Below are 16,019 nucleotides of genomic sequence, written 5' to 3' on the forward strand. Positions count from 1 at the left end.
TGAAAGGCTAGACAGCCGGAACGCCTTCATTAAACTGGCTCTGCCGCCGGTTCTTCCGCGGTGTCTCCTGGTATGCCATCGCATGCCGGGTATGTGCAGCTATGCCCCCACACCCTCTGAGCCAAGGACCGTGATCGACGTGAAGGTCGGCATCCCCCGCGAGGTCAAGAACAACGAGTTCCGGGTGGCCATCACCCCGGCCGGCGTGCACGAGCTGGTGCGTAACGGCCATCAGGTCGTCATCGAGCGCGGCGCCGGTGTCGGCTCGTCGATCCCGGACGACGAGTACATCGCCGCCGGGGCCACGATTTTGGACACCGCCGACGAGGTGTGGGCCACCGCCGACCTGCTGCTGAAGGTCAAGGAGCCGATCGCGGAGGAGTACCACCGCCTCCGCGAGGACCAGACCCTCTTCACCTACCTGCACCTGGCCGCCTCCAAGGAGTGCACCGACGCCCTCCTGGAGTCCGGCACCACGGCGATCGCCTACGAGACCGTCGAGCTGCCGAACCGCGCGCTCCCGCTGCTCGCGCCCATGTCCGAGGTGGCCGGCCGGCTCGCCCCGCAGGTCGGCGCCTACCACCTGATGCGCGCCGCCGGCGGCCGTGGTGTCCTGCCCGGCGGTGTCCCGGGTGTGCTGCCCGCCAAGGCCGTCGTCATCGGCGGCGGTGTCTCCGGCTGGAACGCCGCGCAGATCGCCATCGGCATGGGCTTCGAGGTGACCCTGCTCGACCGCGACATCAACAAGCTGCGCGAGGCCGACCGGATCTTCGGCACCAAGGTCAAGGCCGTCATGTCCAACTCCTTCGAGCTGGAGAAGGCCTGCCTGGAGGCCGACCTCGTGATCGGCGCGGTGCTCATCCCGGGCGCCAAGGCCCCGAAGCTCGTCACCAACGAGCTGGTCTCCCGGATGAAGCCGGGAAGTGTCCTTGTCGACATCGCGATCGACCAGGGCGGCTGCTTCGAGGACTCCCGCCCCACCACGCACGCCGAGCCGACCTTCAAGGTCCACGAGTCGGTCTTCTACTGCGTCGCCAACATGCCCGGCGCGGTGCCCAACACCTCCACCTACGCGCTCACCAACGCCACGCTCCCGTACATCGTGTCGCTCGCGAACAACGGCTGGGCGGAGGCGCTGCGCCGGGACGCCGCGCTCGCCAAGGGCCTCAACACCCATGACGGCAAGGTCGTTTACAAGGAGGTCGCCGAGGCGCACGGCCTGGAGCACGTGGACCTCGACACGCTGATCGGCTGAGCAGGACCGGGCGGGCAAGTCACCTTTTCGTAAAGGCGATACGTCAACAAGCCGCGTCAATCGCGCACATCCGGCCGGACCTTGCCCGACAAGGTCCGGCCGGATGTGTGTATGGTCACTTTGCGACTTGCGGTCAACTCGCCTCGAACGTAACCCTTCGACCGATTCGCACACCGGTGAAACCTGCTGTGCGACGGCCGTACGCCCTTGACAGCGGGATGTTTCATTGCCGACACATCCTGCCGGGTCCGGCGGATTGTGTTGCTGCGAACGCCCGACACGCCATAGAGTCGCCGACTGTCGGCATGGTGCCACGCTGACCTGTCTAGAAGTTTCCTGGTCACCAAGGAGGTAAGACGACTTGTGAATGAGTCGACATTTTCTCCCGGGGGTGGTCAACCAGGAATGCCGGTGAGGGACCAGGGTCCCGCGGGGTTCGAGGCTGTCGGCTCCGTCGCGGTGCGCACCTTCGCAGCCCATCAGAGTTCGCTGACCACGCGGACAGCACACCAGAGCATGGATGGCCATCACGTGAACGCCATGGCCGGCGACGGAAGTGGCGCGCCCCACAGCCAGTTCGCCGACTACGACGAACTGCCCGACGGGCACTTCTACGACCCCGACGCCGAGTACGAGCCCGATCCGGAGTACGCGGCCACGCTCGCGCCCGATGCGGCCCGCCAGCGCCGCGAGCGCGTCGGCCCGACCGGGCGCCCGCTGCCGTACTTCCCGATCCCGGGCCCGGTGACCAGTCACGGCCCCGCGACGATCATCGCGATGTGCAACCAGAAGGGCGGCGTCGGCAAGACCACGTCGACCATCAACCTGGGTGCCGCGCTCGCGGAGTACGGCCGGCGGGTGCTGCTCGTGGACTTCGACCCGCAGGGCGCGCTGTCGGTCGGTCTCGGCGTCAACCCGATGGAGCTCGACCTCACCGTCTACAACCTGCTCATGGAGCGGGGCATGGCGGCCGACGAGGTGCTCCTGAAGACGGCGGTCCCCAACATGGACCTGCTGCCCTCCAACATCGACCTGTCGGCCGCCGAGGTCCAGCTGGTCTCCGAGGTCGCCCGCGAGTCCACGCTGCAGCGCGCCCTGAAGCCGCTGCTGCCCGACTACGACTACATCGTGATCGACTGCCAGCCCTCGCTCGGCCTGCTCACGGTCAACGCGCTGACGGCCGCTCACAAGGTGATCGTGCCGCTGGAGTGCGAGTTCTTCGCGCTGCGCGGTGTCGCGCTGCTGACCGAGACCATCGAGAAGGTCCAGGAGCGGCTCAACCCGGAGCTGGAGCTCGACGGCATCCTCGCCACCATGTACGACTCGCGCACGGTTCACAGCCGCGAGGTCCTGGCCCGTGTCGTCGAGGCCTTCGACGACCACGTCTACCACACGGTCATCGGCCGCACGGTCCGTTTCCCGGAGACCACGGTCGCCGGTGAGCCGATCACCACGTACGCCTCCAACTCCGTCGGTGCCGCCGCCTATCGCCAGCTCGCCAGGGAGGTGCTCGCCCGGTGTCACGCCGAGTGAGTCTGCCCGGGGCCGACGAACTGTTCCGTACGACCGGGGGGATGGCGCTGCAGCCGTCCACGCCCAGGCGCCCGGTCAACGGCGAGGCCCGGGTGCCGGCTCCAGCGGGGGAGAGCGACGAGACGGCGGCCGCGGCCGCCGAGGACGTGCCCCAGTCGGTGCCCGTGCAGGGCGGCGACGGCGAGGGCGCGGAGCACGTGGCGGCGGAGGCCGAGTCGGCCGACGCCGGGGAATCCCGCAACCACGCCGCGCAGTCCGTCACGGTCGCGCCGTCGGAGCGGTCCGCGCGGCAGCAGGCGGCGCAGGAAGGTTCTGCCGGGGTTGCCGCGCAGGGCCAGCCCCGCAAGCAGCGGGGCGGCGGCCGGGCGCCCGCCCGGCGGCCCAGCGGGCGCGAGCGGCACGACGAGAAGATCACCGTGTACGTCTCCGCCGAGGAGCTGATGGACCTGGAGCACGCCCGTCTCGTGCTCCGGGGCGAGCACGGGCTGGCCGTGGACCGGGGCCGGATCGTCCGCGAGGCGGTCGCCGTGGTCCTGGCCGACCTGGAGTCCCGCGGGGACGCGAGCATCCTCGTACGACGGCTGCGCGGGCGGTAGGGGTAGCCTGCGGGGGCTATGACCTCGACCGACGTTCCCGCTCCCGGTGCCTCCGGCGGCCGTCGGCGTGCGCTGGGGCGGGGGCCGGGGGTTTCGCCGCCGGCGCCGGAAGCAGTGCCGCCAGCGGACGAGGGGCAGTCGTCGGCCGAGGCCGCGGGTCCGGCAGAGGCCGGTGGTGCGTTGTGCCCACCCGTTCCTCCCCCAGTGCCTGAAGGGCCTGGGGGGACCCCCAGCGGAACGCCTGCCCACAACGGCAGCGTGTCTGAGAAGGAGCCCGGCGCCCAAGGGCCCCAAGACGTCCCCGACGGCGTCTTCAAGGTCCGGCTTGCCAACTTCGAGGGGCCCTTCGATCTGCTCCTCCAGCTGATCTCCAAGCACAAGCTGGACGTCACCGAGGTCGCGCTCTCCAAGGTGACCGACGAGTTCATGGCGCACATCCGGGCCATGGGGCCGGACTGGGACCTGGACCAGACCACCGAGTTCCTCGTCGTCGCCGCCACCCTGCTCGACCTCAAGGCCGCCCGGCTGCTGCCCGCCGCCGAGGTCGAGGACGAGGCCGACCTCGCGTTGCTGGAGGCCCGGGACCTGTTGTTCGCGCGGCTGCTGCAGTACCGCGCGTACAAGCAGATCGCCGACATCTTCAACCGGCGCCTGGACGACGAGGCCCGCCGCTGGCCCCGGACCGTCGGCCTCGAACCGCACCTCGCCGAGCTGCTGCCCGAGGTCGTCATCAGCATCGGTCCTGAGGGGTTCGCCAAGCTCGCGGTCAAGGCGATGCAGCCCAGGCCCAAGCCGCAGGTGTACGTCGACCACATCCACGCCCCGCTGGTCAGCGTGCAGGAGCAGGCCGGGATCGTGGTGGCGCGGCTGCGGGAGCTGGGGGAGGCCAGCTTCCGGGTGCTCGTCGAGGACACCGACAACACGCTCACCGTCGTGGCCCGTTTCCTGGCGCTCCTGGAGCTGTACCGGGAGAAGGCCGTCGCCCTCGACCAGGAGACCGCCCTCGGGGATCTGATCGTGCGGTGGACCGGCGGTGACACGCAGACCCAGCCGACGGTGACCGACGAGTTCGACCGGCCGCCCGAGCCGCCCAAGGAGGAGAAGGCGTGAGTGAGGAGACCACGGAGCTGCCGACGGGGCTGCGGCCCGTCGCCGACCTCGATCTCAAGCCGGCTCTGGAGGCCGTCCTGATGGTCGTGGACGAGCCCGCCACCGCCGAGCACCTGGCCAAGCTCCTGGAGCGGCCGAAGCAGACGATCACGAAGGCGCTGCGGGCACTGGCGGAGGAGTACACCGCACAGGGCCGTGGCTTCGAGCTGCGGTTCGTCGCGGGCGGCTGGCGCTTCTACACGCGCGGCGAGTACGCGCCCGCCGTCGAGCGGCTGGTCCTGGAGGGCCAGACCGCCCGGCTCACCCAGGCCGCCCTGGAGACCCTCGCGGTCGTCGCGTACCGCCAGCCGGTGAGCCGCAGCCGGGTCTCGGTGGTGCGCGGGGTCAACTGCGACGGCGTGATGCGGACCCTGCTCCAGCGGGGTCTGGTCGAGGAGGCGGGCACGGAACCCGAAACAGGTGCGATCCTGTACAGGACGACGAACTACTTCCTGGAGCGGATGGGCCTGCGCGGCCTGGACGAGCTCCCGGAGCTCGCGCCCTTCCTCCCGGAGGCGGAGGCGATCGAGGCCGAGACCCAGGAGGGCGTACCGTCGTTCGATCCGGACGCACCCGATGCGCCGGGTACCGACGACGCAGACGACTAGACGGAACTTTGATGCGAAGCAGCAGCGGCAGGAACAGCAGCGGAAACAACGGCGGGAGCCGTGGTGGCAACAGCGGCGGCCGCGGCGGGAGCAGCGGTGCCCGCGGTAACTACCGCGGCGCCGGGAACGCCCGCGACGACAAGCAGGGCGCCGGCCGGCCGAAGAAGCCGCGCCCGGAGGAGCGGCGTTACGACGTAGGCCCGGGTGCCACCCAGGACGGCCCGAAGTCGGGCCGTGGCGCCTCGGCGCGCGGCGGCGCCAAGGGCGGGCCCCGGCAGGGGCAGGGCACCGGGCGCGGCCGTACGGCGCCGGCGAGCTCCCGTGAGTACGACGCCCGCGCCGAGGAGCGCAACCGCGAGCGGTACGCGGACAAGAAGGACGTCAAGCTCCCCAAGACCTTCCCGGGCGCCGAGCAGGAGGGCGAGCGGCTGCAGAAGGTCCTCGCCCGCGCGGGCTACGGCTCCCGGCGCGCCTGCGAGGAGCTGATCGAGCAGGCCAGGGTCGAGGTCAACGGCGAGATCGTCCTGGAGCAGGGCAAGCGGGTCGACCCGGAGAAGGACGAGGTCAGGGTCGACGGGCTGACCGTCGCCACGCAGTCGTACCAGTTCTTCTCGCTGAACAAGCCGGCCGGCGTGGTCTCCACCATGGAGGACCCGGACGGGCGGCAGTGCCTCGGCGACTACGTCACCAACCGGGAGACCCGGCTCTTCCACGTGGGGCGGCTCGACACCGAGACCGAGGGCGTCATCCTGCTCACCAACCACGGCGAGCTGGCGCACCGGCTGACCCACCCCAAGTACGGCGTGAAGAAGACCTACCTCGCGCACATCGTGGGCCCGATCCCGCGCGACCTGGGCAAGAAGCTCAAGGACGGCATCCAGCTGGAGGACGGGTACGCGCGCGCGGACCACTTCCGGGTCGTCGAGCAGACCGGCAAGAACTACCTCGTCGAGGTCACCCTGCACGAGGGCCGCAAGCACATCGTCCGGCGCATGCTGGCCGAGGCCGGCTTCCCGGTCGACAAGCTGGTGCGGGTCGCCTTCGGGCCGATCACCCTCGGCGACCAGAAGTCGGGCTGGCTGCGCCGGCTGTCCAACACCGAGGTCGGGATGCTCCTGAAGGAAGTCGACCTCTAGACCCCTTTGAGGCCTCAAAACCCCGTAAAGGGGCGTGTACGGCTTCGTGGCGGCCGGTTCCGGGTAGTCCGGGACCGGCCGCCGTCGTGTCCGCGAACGGGGCTCCAGCGGCCGCTGAGGCCTTGCGCGGCCCCCGTCCGCTCTTTATAGTCGTGAAGACTATTAGTGGCATCGATCATCGAGGGGGTGGACGGGTACATGCAGGGCTACGACAAGTACGCCTTCGAACCCTTCGCCGTCACCGTCGACCTCGCCGTCCTCACCCTCCGCGCCGGCGCCCTGCACGTGCTGCTCGTCGAGCGCGGGCAGGAGCCGTACGCCGGACAGTGGGCGCTGCCCGGCGGCTTCGTGCTGCCGCGGGAGTCGGCCGAGACGGCGGCCCGGCGGGAACTCGCCGAGGAGACCGGCCTGTCGGACGTGTCCGGACTGCACCTGGAGCAGCTGCGCACCTACAGCGAGCCCGACCGCGACCCGAGGATGCGGGTCGTCTCCGTCGCCTTCACCGCGCTGCTGCCCGACGCCCCCGAGCCGCACGGCGGCGGTGACGCGGCCCAGGCGCGCTGGCTGCCGTACGACCCGGCCAGGCCGCTCGCCTTCGACCACGTCCGGATCCTGGCCGACGCCCATGAACGGGTCGGCGCGCAGCTGGAGTACAGCCGTCTCGCCACCGCCTTCTGCCCGCCCGAGTTCACCCTCGGCGAGCTGCAGAACGTCTACGAGACCGTGTGGGGCGTCACACTGGACCGCCCCAACTTCCGCCGCAAGGTGCTCGCCACCCCCGGCTTCGTCGAACCCGCCCCCGGCGCCGCGCGGTTGACCGGCGGCCGCGGCAAACCGGCCGCCCTCTACCGCGCGGGCACCGCCACCACGCTCCACCCGCCCCTGCTCCGCCCGTCCCGGGAAGGACGCCCCGCATGACCACGAACATCGGCGACAAGCGCGCCGCCACCGGCTCCCTGATCGGTCTCGCCCTCGGGGACGCGCTCGGCTTCCCCACCGAGTTCAACGACGTGCCTTCCATCCTCGCCAAGTCCGGGCCCTGGCGGGAGATGGAGCTGCCGCAGCGGGCCTTCGTCTCGGACGACACCCAGATGACCCTCGCCGTGGGACACGCGGTGCGCACCGCGATGGACCGCGGGGTGCTCGCGCCCGAGCGGCTGGAGCGGCCGCTGCGCGCGGAGTTCGTGGCCTGGTACGAGTCGCCGGACAACAACCGGGCGCCGGGCAACACCTGTCTGCGCGCGTGCGCCCTCCTCAAGGAGGAGGGCCGGGCCTGGCAGGACGCCAGCCAGATCGACTCCAAGGGCTGCGGTGCCAACATGCGGGTCGCGCCCGTCGGGCTCGCCCCGGGGCTGAGTGACGAACAGCGCGCCGGCGCCGCCCAGTTGCAGGCCGCGCTCACCCACGGCCACCCCACCGCGCTGGCCGCCTCGGACCTCACCGCGCGTGCCGTACGGCTGCTCGCGCAGGGGACCGAACCGGACGGGCTCGTCGGCCGGCTGCGGTCGTACGCCCGCGAGAACCGCACCCGCTACCACCGCACCTGGCTCGGCGACCTGTGGACGCGGAGCCAGGACGCGACCCCCGAAGAGTTCATCGCGCGCGGCTGGGACGAGTGCCTGGAGATCCTCGACCGGCTCCAGGAGGCCGTGCGCACCGCATCGCCGGAGGCCGACCCGTGCCTGGCCACCGGCGCCGGCTGGATCGCCGAAGAAGCCCTGGCGACCGGTCTGCTCTGCTTCCTGCTCTTCCCCGGCGAGCCGCTGCTCGCGCTGCGCCGGGCCGCCTGCTCCTCCGGCGACTCGGACTCGATCGCCTGCCTGACCGGCGCCTTCGCCGGGGCCTGGCTGGGCGAGGACGCCTGGCCGACCGAGTGGGCCGACCGGATCGAGTACCGGGGCGACCTGATGACCCTGGGCGCGCTCTGGGACGCCTAGGAGCCTGTCCCTCCGCTGGTGGGCGGCGAGGCTTCTGCATCGCCGCCGCGCTGGTCAGGCGGGCAGTCCGAGGCCGGAGCCGGTGAGATACCGGTCGGCGGCCTGCAACGGACTGAGGCCGTCCACGTTGATCAGGGCGTCGATCTCCTCGACGCCCTCGTTGCCCAGGTGGAGCTGGTCCAACCCGGCGACTGCGTCCGGGTGTATGCGGTCCAGCGCCGCAAGGCTGATGACCGTACTGGCGCTGTCCACGGTTCCCAGCAGCCCCTTGGGGTCTTCCAGGGGGCGCAGACGGTGCAGGCGGTTCAGGTACTGGGGACGCCACAGCGGTATGACGAACCACTCGCCCGTCGCGAGACCGCGTTCCACGCGGGAGACGAAGCCGGCCTCGGTGCCCGGGGTGAAGGTGTAACCGACCCGGCCCAGTCCGTATTCGTCCACCATCCGGGCCGAGAAGCGGCTGATGCCGGCTCCCGGGTTGATGCCGTCGATGGCCGTGGTCGTTCTCCCGACCACCTCGGGCCGTGCCAGGTCGCCGACCTCCCGCACGATCTCGACGGGTATGCAGGGCGGCACCGCCCACACGCAGTAGGGCTGGTACTGGGGTGCCAGCACACGCACTTGGTCCCGGTAGCGGGACAGGTACTTGTCGTGACTCGAAGGCAGCCACGCCGATACCAGTACGTCGATGTCGCCCTGTTCCTGCAGTCGGAACAACTGCTCGTGCGGGGCCTCGACGCTGTTCACCCGATGACCGTGGGCCTCCAGGACCCGACGCGTGACCGCTGCCACGGCCCGGTGGAAGGACAGGGCGATGTTGCCCACGGTGATGGTCGACTCGGAGGAGGGACGGGACATGACGGCTCCTTGGCTGCGGCTGTGAGCTGCGGTTCTTCGGCAGGTCTCACGCTCCACCCAGGTGCGCCATAAGTACAATGAATCCTTGGCATCCTTCTCATAAGCTGACCGCATGGCAACGCTGCGACAGCTGGAGTATCTGGTGGCCATCGTGGACGAGGGGTCGTTCACCCGGGCCGCGGAACGTCTCAACGTCACCCAGCCCGGGCTTTCCCACCAGTTCCAGGCGCTGGAACGCGAGGTCGGAGGGCCGCTGGTGGAACGGCTGCCACGCGGAGTGCGGCTCACCCCGGCCGGGCGTTCGATGCTGCCGCACGCCCGGGCCGCCCTGGCCGAGGCCGGCCGGGCCACCGTCTCCGCCCGCCGGGCCGCCGGCGTCGCCACCGGCGAACTGCACCTGGCGACGCTCTACTCGCTCAGTTCAGGTGTGCTGCCCACGGTCCTCGGCCTGTGGCGGCAGCAGCATCCGGGAGTACGGATCCGGCTGTTCGAGCACCGCCGGGGCGACGAGATGGCCCGGGCCATGGCCGCCGGTCAGGCCGACGTCGCCGTGGGCCCGCTACCGGACGACTGGGAGGGCACCGCCCGCCACATCGGCACCGAGGAGTTCCTCGTGGTCACCCACGCCGACGACCCCGTGGCGGCCTCGGACTGTAGCCCGAGCGTTCGACTCCCCGACCTCGCGGAGCGGGAATGGGTGCACTTCACCCCCGACAGCGGACTCTGCGACATCCTCGAACAGGCGTGCGTGGCGGCTGGCTTCCGGCCCCGTGTCGCGGTACGCACCGAACAGGCCTCAGCGGCCATCGCGTACGCCGCCGCCGGTCTTGGCCCCACCCTCGTGCCCGCCAACACCATCCCGCTGCGCTTCGGCGGTGCGTTCCTGCGCCCCGACCCGCCCCTGCGCCGGCACCTGGCCGGGTACACCCGTACCAGCCCGGATCCGGTGACCGCCTCGTTCCTGGAGATCCTCGGCGACCACGCGCCTTTGATGCCCGGACATGTCGACAGGCGACTGCGCAGCACCGGCCGGACGGTCCGCCGCCCGCCACGGGACGGGCGGTGACAGCACCGTTCTCACAGGTCATGCGAGTACGCACCTCGCCCAGACGGTCTTGCCGTTCGGGCGGCCATATGTTCCCCAGGCCTCGGCGAGGGAGTTGACGAGAGCGAGGCCGTATCCGCCGTGTGAGCCGCGTCGGTCGGGCGCCAGGACGGCGGGCGAGGTACTGCTCGTGTCGTCGACTTCCACGGTGAGGGTGCGGCCGTCCCAGATGAGGCGCATTTCCAGGGCGCCTCCGGCGTGCCGCCAGGCGTTGGTGACGAGTTCGGTGGCGACGAGGGCCGCGGAGTCCCCGGTGTCCGTGATGTTCGTGTGGTCGTGGTCGTCGAAACCGGTGGCTACGCAGACGCCGAGAAGGCAGGCCATCTGGTGGACAGCGGCGCGAGCGCGGCGGCCGGGGGCCGGGTGGTCCTCCAGATGGATGCGCCGTGAGAGGGGTGGATGCGCACCCGGGTGAGAGGTTTTCGGGGCGGGCGGTGTCGGAATCATGAGGGGACCGTTGGGCTGAGGGGCAGGATTTCCGGTGGCCGGCCCTGCCCGCTTGCGGCGCGGGCAGGACACCGGCCGGTGGGGCGCGGGTCAGGCGGAGTGGGGCTGGACCGTAAGGGTTTCGATGGTCTCCGCGCCGGTTCTGCGGTCGCGCAGCCACAGGGCGGTGAAGGCCAGGACGCAGAGGGCGGGGAGGACGCTGACGGTGGCGAAGGCGTAGGCCGCACCGCGGGTGTCGATCATGTGTCCCATCCAGGGAAGAGCGACAGCGGTGGCGAGCATGCCTCCGGATCCCATGAGGGCCAGGACGAAGGAGCCGCCCTTCGGGCACCGTTCGGCAACAGCGCCGAGCATGGTGGGCCAGTAGCGGCCGATGCCGAGCGCGAAGACGGCCGCGGCCGCGTATGCGGCCAGAGCGCTGTGGGCGTGGGCGAGCAGCTGGAGTCCGGCGGCGGCCAGGATCGAGGACACGGCCAGGACGGCGATCGGGCTTGCGTTGCCCAGCAGGCGACTGCCGAGGCTACGAGCGGCGAACATGATGCCGTTGACGAACGTGAGGACGAGAATCCCGGAGGCGCCCGCGAGTTGCCCGAGGGTGTCGGGGATCCACTGGTTGGGGCCCAGTTCGGTGGACGCGGTGAGGAACATGCAGGCCAGCAGGATCAGGAAGACGGGTCGGGTCGCGGTGCGGAACATCTCCCGGCTGCTCACCGCGGCGGCGACTCGTTCGGTGGGAGGGAAGCGCAGCGGGAGCAGGACCACGCCGTAGACGAGGACCGAGACGGTGATCGCGGCGAGTTTCATACGCCAGTCCAGGCCCGCGAGGGTGAACCCGTAGCCGACGAGTCCGCCCGCGATCAGACCGCCGGCGAACCACGCGTGGAACGCGTTGAGGCGCCGTGTCTTCTCCCGTGGGTAGAGGGAAGCGACGAGAGGGTTGGCCGCGGCCTCGATCAGCCCGTTGCCCAGGCCCACCACGAGCGTCCCGGTGAACAGCATGTCGAAGCCGGGGGCGGTGATCGTCAGGGCCAGTCCGGCAAGCTGGGCGAGGAAGGCGAGAGTGAGGATCTTCCTGGCGCCCAGGGAGTCCACCAGCAGGCCGCCGCCCAGGATGGCGCCGACGTAGCCGTAGAAGGCCGCCCCGGCGATGAGGCCGAGCTGATAGTGGTCGAGGGAAAAACGCTGCCCCAGTGCGCCCATGATGTCGCCGCGAACGGAGAACGTCATGCCGGTTGCGGCGAGGGCGATACAGCTTCCGACGAACAGTCGTCGTATGTCGAATGGAACGGCCGTGGTGGCCGCGGGTCTGAGGGAGCGGCTGAGCGCGGTCATGGCGGACTCCGTGTCGGGGAGGAGCGGGGGAGAGGGGGAACGGGGGAGAGGGGGAACGGGGGAACGAGGAAACGGGGGATGGTGGGGGGATCCGCCGAGGCGAGGAGGGAGGGTGGCCGCCCCGGCGGACGATGCGGCAGCCGGTTCAGGCGCCTGTGCTCACCTGGGCGAGGTAGCGGCGCAGGACGTCGGCCGACTGGGCGGTGTAGGCCTCGTAGAGGTCTTCGGGCAGCACGCCGGAGGCGTGGTCGCGCAGCCACTTGGTCATGCCCTGGCTGAGGGATCCGTCGGCGGCGTCGGTGATCTGCCGCTGGGACAGGGGCGTACGGTCGAGAGCGGGCATGAACTCGACGGACAGATGGCCGTCGTAGCCCGCCGAGCGCAGTTCGCCCAGCAGCGCCGTCCAGTCGATCGCTCCCGATCCGGGCGGCAGCCGGTTGTTCTCGGCGACATGGAAGTTCACCAGCCTGCCCGCGCAGCTGCGGATGGCGGCTCGCCAGTCGGCTTCCTCGATGTTCATGTGGAAGATGTCCAGACAGATGCCGCACGTGTCGCCCACCTCGTCGGCCAGGCACAGCGCCTGGTCGGCCCGGTTGATGAGATACGTCTCGTACCGTGTCAGCGGCTCGATGGCGAGCCGGATGCCGTGGTCGTCGGCATGTTTCCGTGCCTCCCGCAGGGCGGAGACGTACCAGTCCCACTCCAGCCGCGCGTCGGCCATGGGCACCAGCTTGCCGACCGTGCAGGGCACCGTGACGAAGGTGCCGCCCAGCGCCGCGACGAAGTCGATGGTCTCGAACAGGTAGGTGAGACTGGCCTGCCGGATGAAGGGGTCTTCGTGGACCAGATCGCGGCCGCCCATGAACAGCGCGAGGCCGCCGGCGCAGGAGATCCGGTGCTCGTCAAGAAGTCGCGCGGTCGCGGCGAGATCGGTGCCGCGGGGGTCGGCGGAGATCTCGATCGCGTCGTAGCCGCAACGGGCGAGCCGCGGAACAGTGACCTCCAGCGGCTCCGGGCGCATCCAGTTGTGCATGGACAGGCGCATGGTCATGACGCACCTCCCGGCGCGATGGTGGTCGGAGCGGACTGTGCCGCGCTGTCGAGCAACTCGACGGTGACGAAGCGGAGCGTGGAGTCGCCGTCGTTGTACAGATCGTGGATGGCCGGCGACTCACTGCCGTAGTCGAAGAACTGCGTGTCACCGATGCGGTAGGTGCGGCGCTGCAGCCGCCATTCGCTTCCGGTGAGCTGCCATTGCAGGGCTGTTCCGGGCTCGGTGCAGGTCCAGAAGTAGTTCAGGGCGTGGCAGTGCAGCGGTGCCCGGACACCGGGCTCGAGATGAACCTCCCAGACGCGGACGGCGCTGTTTTCGAACAGGAGGCGGGTGCCGACCTGCCGGTTGAGGTGCGCGTGCGCGGCCTCGGCATCGGAAGGCCTGTCGTGCGCGACGTCGCAGGTCGCGGCTTCGGGGGTGTGATGGTGGCCCATGTCCCGAGAATGGCCCGTTCGATATCGTAAGTCTAAGACTTTCTTCCTGGGGATTTACTTAGCCTCTATCTATACGTAACGTCGGCGGCATGAGCCTGAGGCAGTTCGAGTACTTCGTGGCGGTGGCCGAGGAGGGGTCTCTCAGCCGGGCGGCAACGCGGCTCTCCGTCGCCCAGCCATCCCTGTCCCAGCAACTGAAGGCGCTTGAACGACGGGTGGGCGGCGCCTTGTTCGAAAGGCTGCCGCGAGGTATGCAGCTCACCCCGGCCGGTCGCGCCTTCCTGCCGGAAGCGCTCGCCACGCTGCGCGGTGCGGAGCGCGCCTACCGCTCCGCGCGGGCGGCGGTCACCGGCGAATCAGCCGAACTGCGCATCGCCACCGTCTCCTCGGTCGCGGCCGGTGTCCTGCCGGACGTCATCCGGACCTGGCACGACCAGCACCCAAAGTGCCCGGTGCGGCTGGAGGAGTTCAGCCATCGCGACCTGCTGGAGGAACAGGTGCGCAACGGTCTGGGCGACCTGGCCATCGGCCCGCGGCCACGCGCGTGGGACGGCCCGGTCCTCTCGCTCGGACACGAGGAGTTCGTGGTGGTCCTCCCTCGCAGCCACCCGCTGGTCCGCGAAAGCTCAGGGACCGGGGCCACCACAGTCGAGCTGCGCGCCTTGGCGGACGAGGGCTGGGTCCTGTTCGGACAGGGGCACGGCCTCAACGACCTGATCGGCGGCTACTGCGCGAGCGAGGGGTTCCGGCCGATGCCGGTGGTACGCACCTGGCAGGTCGATGCGGCGGCGCGGCTGGCCGCCGCCGGAGTGGGACCCGCTCTCCTTCCGGACAACGCGGTGCCCACGGGCCTGGACGCCGCCATTCTGTCCTGCCGGCCCAGGCGTTTCCGCGAGCTGACGTGCTATCTGCGCAGCGAACCGCACGGTCTCGTGCACCGCTTCCTCACCCTGTTGCAGGACTCGGCTCAGCTGACAAAGCCGGCAGACAGACAACGTGCCGCGCTTCCATGACAGCCACTACGGCCACTACGGCCACTACAGGCACGTACAGGCACTGTCACGGAGAAGGCACTTTTGCTTCCCGACTCAAGATCCGGACCCGCCCCCCGAGCGAAACGCGCACACTGGCACCATGATCGACGACCTGGACATCAACCTGACGCCCATAGTCGAGGAACAGCCCTACCCCCTGCTGTTCGCGACCGTCTCCGGGGCACACCTGTACGGCTTCCCCTCCCGTGACTCCGACGTGGACCTGCGCGGCGTCCATCTGCTGCCCGCCGCCGACCTGGTCGGGCTGCGCGAACCGGAGGAGACCCGCTCGCGGATCTGGGTGCACTACGGCGTCGAGATGGACCTCGTCACCCACGACCTGCGCAAGTTCGTCCGGCTGATGCTGCGCCGCAACGGCTATGTGCTGGAGCAGCTCCTGTCGCCGCGCGTCGCGCACACCGGCGACACGCACCGCGAACTGGCCGCTCTCGCCCCGGGCGTGCTCACCAGCCACCACGCCCACCACTACCGGGGATTCGCGGTCACCCAGTGGCGGCTGTTCGAGAAGACCGGCGAACTCAAGCCGCTGCTGTACACGTTCCGGGTGCTGCTCACCGGCATCCATCTGATGCGCGGCGGCGAGGTGCAGGCCCATCTGCCCACCCTTGTCGGCGAGGTCGCGGAGGCTCCCGCCTACCTGCCCGAGCTGATCGCCGCCAAGGCCGAGCGGGAGCACGGCGAGGCCGGTGTCGAGCACGCGCGCGTGGCGGCCGACGTGGAGCGGCTGCACGCCCTGCTCGACGACGCGCAGAACACCTCAGTGCTGCCCGAGGCCCCCGGCGCGTACGACGCCCTGCACGATCTCGTCGTCCGGGCGCGCCTCCAGGGCTGAGGCACGGCGGACCCGGAACAGGAAGTCGGCCACGCGCGCGTGGTCCGGCTCCGCCGGGAGCGGGGTGCCGTGCAGCGCCCGCTCGGTCTCAGCGGCGAGCCGGGTCATCCGGGACTCGACCTCCGCCCAGGCGATCTCGCCCCGCTTCACCGCCAGGAACTCCGCGCGCCGGTCGCCGACGTCGATCGTCAGCTCGCCGGTGCGCAGCAGGTCGCGGGCGCTCGTCAGCAGCCGCAGCAGGTGCATCGCGTGCTTCCAGCGCGGGGCGCCGTGCGAACGGACGTCGGCGTCGAGCTTCCGGCGCTGGGCGAGGGCGTAGCGGGTGAAGGAGTCGTGGGCGCGCCGCGAGAGGAAGGCGCCGCGCAGCGCGAGCAGCTCGCGGCCCGTGTCGTCGAGGCGCTCGACCAGGGGCGAGTGCAGGCACTCCAGGATGTTCGGGTTGGCCCGCAGCGCCAGTTCGCAGAACCGCTCCAGCTCCCAGGAGAACCGCTCCTCGCCCGGTCCCTCGACATGAGTCGGCGGCTTCTCGAAGCCCCAGAACAGGGGAGTGGGGGCGAGGAACACACCCCGGCGGTCGGTGTCGCTGCCCTCCGTGGCCAGACCGAAGGCCCGCGACCCCATGACGCAGGCATAGATCGTGTGGTCGCGCACCAGGTCCTCGGGCTCCATGCCCAGGAGCGTATGTGGC

General features: G+C 70.5%; 17 protein-coding genes. 11 read left to right on the plus strand and 6 right to left on the minus strand.

Going from position 1 to position 16,019, the window contains the following annotated elements; all coding sequences use genetic code 11:
• The first annotated feature begins 130 nt into the window (after positions 1-130).
• The 8 genes from ald to KVT45_RS45490 all read left to right on the plus strand — a co-directional run bounded on the left by ald (position 131) and on the right by KVT45_RS45490 (position 8,214).
• The gene (gene ald, locus KVT45_RS45455; protein ID WP_217555666.1) at positions 131-1,255 is read left to right on the plus strand and encodes an alanine dehydrogenase; all 1,125 of its coding nucleotides are present in this window, start codon (positions 131-133) and stop codon (positions 1,253-1,255) included.
• Positions 1,256-1,660: 405 nt separating this feature from the next.
• A complete protein-coding gene (locus tag KVT45_RS45460) occupies positions 1,661-2,788 on the plus strand; it encodes a ParA family protein (RefSeq protein WP_089102947.1) in 1,128 nt (375 codons plus the stop codon).
• Entirely contained in the window at positions 2,773-3,384 is a 612-nt protein-coding gene (locus tag KVT45_RS45465) for a hypothetical protein (RefSeq protein WP_217555667.1), read from the plus strand. The genes KVT45_RS45460 and KVT45_RS45465 overlap by 16 nt, the downstream gene beginning before the upstream one ends.
• An 18-nt stretch (positions 3,385-3,402) precedes the next feature.
• Positions 3,403-4,494 carry a ScpA family protein gene (locus tag KVT45_RS45470; protein WP_217555669.1) on the plus strand — a complete coding sequence of 364 codons (1,092 nt, stop codon included), beginning with the start codon at positions 3,403-3,405 and terminating at the stop codon, positions 4,492-4,494.
• Positions 4,491-5,141 carry an SMC-Scp complex subunit ScpB gene (gene scpB / locus KVT45_RS45475; RefSeq protein ID WP_217555671.1) on the plus strand — a complete coding sequence of 217 codons (651 nt, stop codon included), beginning with the start codon at positions 4,491-4,493 and terminating at the stop codon, positions 5,139-5,141. The genes KVT45_RS45470 and scpB overlap by 4 nt, the downstream gene beginning before the upstream one ends.
• Before the next feature lie 11 nt (positions 5,142-5,152).
• On the plus strand, positions 5,153-6,277 hold the full coding sequence (locus tag KVT45_RS45480; protein WP_217555673.1) for a pseudouridine synthase: 1,125 nt from the start codon (positions 5,153-5,155) through the stop codon (positions 6,275-6,277).
• 198 nt (positions 6,278-6,475) lie between these two features.
• Entirely contained in the window at positions 6,476-7,195 is a 720-nt protein-coding gene (locus KVT45_RS45485) for an NUDIX domain-containing protein (RefSeq protein WP_217555724.1), read from the plus strand.
• The gene (locus KVT45_RS45490; RefSeq protein ID WP_217555675.1) at positions 7,192-8,214 is read left to right on the plus strand and encodes an ADP-ribosylglycohydrolase family protein; all 1,023 of its coding nucleotides are present in this window, start codon (positions 7,192-7,194) and stop codon (positions 8,212-8,214) included. The genes KVT45_RS45485 and KVT45_RS45490 overlap by 4 nt, the downstream gene beginning before the upstream one ends.
• Positions 8,215-8,268: 54 nt before the next feature.
• On the opposite strand, the gene KVT45_RS45495 is transcribed toward KVT45_RS45490, so the two are convergent.
• Positions 8,269-9,072, minus strand: coding sequence for a glycine betaine ABC transporter substrate-binding protein (locus tag KVT45_RS45495; RefSeq protein ID WP_217555677.1), 804 nt, complete (start codon positions 9,070-9,072; stop codon positions 8,269-8,271).
• Between the two features lie 112 nt (positions 9,073-9,184).
• Between KVT45_RS45495 and KVT45_RS45500 the strand changes: the two genes are divergently transcribed.
• Positions 9,185-10,138 (plus strand): LysR family transcriptional regulator, encoded by a 954-nt coding sequence (locus KVT45_RS45500; protein WP_217555679.1) that lies wholly within the window; start codon positions 9,185-9,187, stop codon positions 10,136-10,138.
• An 18-nt stretch (positions 10,139-10,156) separates the two neighbouring features.
• Here the strand turns inward: KVT45_RS45500 and KVT45_RS45505 are convergent, their stop codons facing one another.
• From KVT45_RS45505 to KVT45_RS45520, 4 genes are all read right to left on the minus strand, one after another.
• Positions 10,157-10,501 (minus strand): ATP-binding protein, encoded by a 345-nt coding sequence (locus KVT45_RS45505; RefSeq protein WP_217555681.1) that lies wholly within the window; start codon positions 10,499-10,501, stop codon positions 10,157-10,159.
• A 213-nt stretch (positions 10,502-10,714) separates the two neighbouring features.
• Positions 10,715-11,956 carry a sugar MFS transporter gene (locus KVT45_RS45510; protein ID WP_217555683.1) on the minus strand — a complete coding sequence of 414 codons (1,242 nt, stop codon included), beginning with the start codon at positions 11,954-11,956 and terminating at the stop codon, positions 10,715-10,717.
• A 145-nt stretch (positions 11,957-12,101) separates the two neighbouring features.
• The gene (locus KVT45_RS45515) at positions 12,102-13,007 is read right to left on the minus strand and encodes a sugar phosphate isomerase/epimerase (protein WP_217555685.1); all 906 of its coding nucleotides are present in this window, start codon (positions 13,005-13,007) and stop codon (positions 12,102-12,104) included.
• On the minus strand, positions 13,004-13,444 hold the full coding sequence (locus tag KVT45_RS45520; protein WP_217555687.1) for a hypothetical protein: 441 nt from the start codon (positions 13,442-13,444) through the stop codon (positions 13,004-13,006). Before KVT45_RS45520 ends, KVT45_RS45515 begins: the two co-directional genes overlap by 4 nt.
• An 89-nt stretch (positions 13,445-13,533) precedes the next feature.
• Between KVT45_RS45520 and KVT45_RS45525 the strand changes: the two genes are divergently transcribed.
• A complete protein-coding gene (locus tag KVT45_RS45525) occupies positions 13,534-14,457 on the plus strand; it encodes a LysR family transcriptional regulator (RefSeq protein WP_217555689.1) in 924 nt (307 codons plus the stop codon).
• Between the two features lie 121 nt (positions 14,458-14,578).
• Positions 14,579-15,331, plus strand: a complete 753-nt coding sequence (locus KVT45_RS45530; RefSeq protein ID WP_217555691.1) for a nucleotidyltransferase domain-containing protein — start codon at positions 14,579-14,581, stop codon at positions 15,329-15,331.
• Here KVT45_RS45530 and KVT45_RS45535 read toward each other — a convergent pair.
• The gene (locus KVT45_RS45535; RefSeq protein WP_217555693.1) at positions 15,257-16,000 is read right to left on the minus strand and encodes a nucleotidyltransferase domain-containing protein; all 744 of its coding nucleotides are present in this window, start codon (positions 15,998-16,000) and stop codon (positions 15,257-15,259) included. The two genes, KVT45_RS45530 and KVT45_RS45535, sit on opposite strands and share 75 nt — an antisense overlap.
• Positions 16,001-16,019: the final 19 nt, after the last annotated feature.

This window comes from Streptomyces sp. GbtcB6 (genome assembly GCF_019091475.1).
Classification (GTDB): domain Bacteria; phylum Actinomycetota; class Actinomycetes; order Streptomycetales; family Streptomycetaceae; genus Streptomyces; species Streptomyces hyaluromycini.

Excerpts from the sequence above, each read along its gene's own strand:
- KVT45_RS45515 (WP_217555685.1), bottom strand. The coding sequence starts at position 13,007 with ATGACCATGCGCCTGTCCATGCACAACTGGATGCGCCCGGAGCCGCTG.
- KVT45_RS45520 (WP_217555687.1), bottom strand. The coding sequence starts at position 13,444 with ATGGGCCACCATCACACCCCCGAAGCCGCGACCTGCGACGTCGCGCAC.
- KVT45_RS45485 (WP_217555724.1), top strand. The coding sequence starts at position 6,476 with ATGCAGGGCTACGACAAGTACGCCTTCGAACCCTTCGCCGTCACCGTC.
- KVT45_RS45505 (WP_217555681.1), bottom strand. The coding sequence starts at position 10,501 with ATGGCCTGCCTTCTCGGCGTCTGCGTAGCCACCGGTTTCGACGACCAC.
- KVT45_RS45535 (WP_217555693.1), bottom strand. The coding sequence starts at position 16,000 with ATGGAGCCCGAGGACCTGGTGCGCGACCACACGATCTATGCCTGCGTC.
- KVT45_RS45495 (WP_217555677.1), bottom strand. The coding sequence starts at position 9,072 with ATGTCCCGTCCCTCCTCCGAGTCGACCATCACCGTGGGCAACATCGCC.
- KVT45_RS45510 (WP_217555683.1), bottom strand. The coding sequence starts at position 11,956 with ATGACCGCGCTCAGCCGCTCCCTCAGACCCGCGGCCACCACGGCCGTT.
- KVT45_RS45480 (WP_217555673.1), top strand. The coding sequence starts at position 5,153 with ATGCGAAGCAGCAGCGGCAGGAACAGCAGCGGAAACAACGGCGGGAGC.
- KVT45_RS45470 (WP_217555669.1), top strand. The coding sequence starts at position 3,403 with ATGACCTCGACCGACGTTCCCGCTCCCGGTGCCTCCGGCGGCCGTCGG.
- KVT45_RS45500 (WP_217555679.1), top strand. The coding sequence starts at position 9,185 with ATGGCAACGCTGCGACAGCTGGAGTATCTGGTGGCCATCGTGGACGAG.
- KVT45_RS45460 (WP_089102947.1), top strand. The coding sequence starts at position 1,661 with ATGCCGGTGAGGGACCAGGGTCCCGCGGGGTTCGAGGCTGTCGGCTCC.
- KVT45_RS45530 (WP_217555691.1), top strand. The coding sequence starts at position 14,579 with ATGATCGACGACCTGGACATCAACCTGACGCCCATAGTCGAGGAACAG.
- KVT45_RS45490 (WP_217555675.1), top strand. The coding sequence starts at position 7,192 with ATGACCACGAACATCGGCGACAAGCGCGCCGCCACCGGCTCCCTGATC.
- KVT45_RS45525 (WP_217555689.1), top strand. The coding sequence starts at position 13,534 with ATGAGCCTGAGGCAGTTCGAGTACTTCGTGGCGGTGGCCGAGGAGGGG.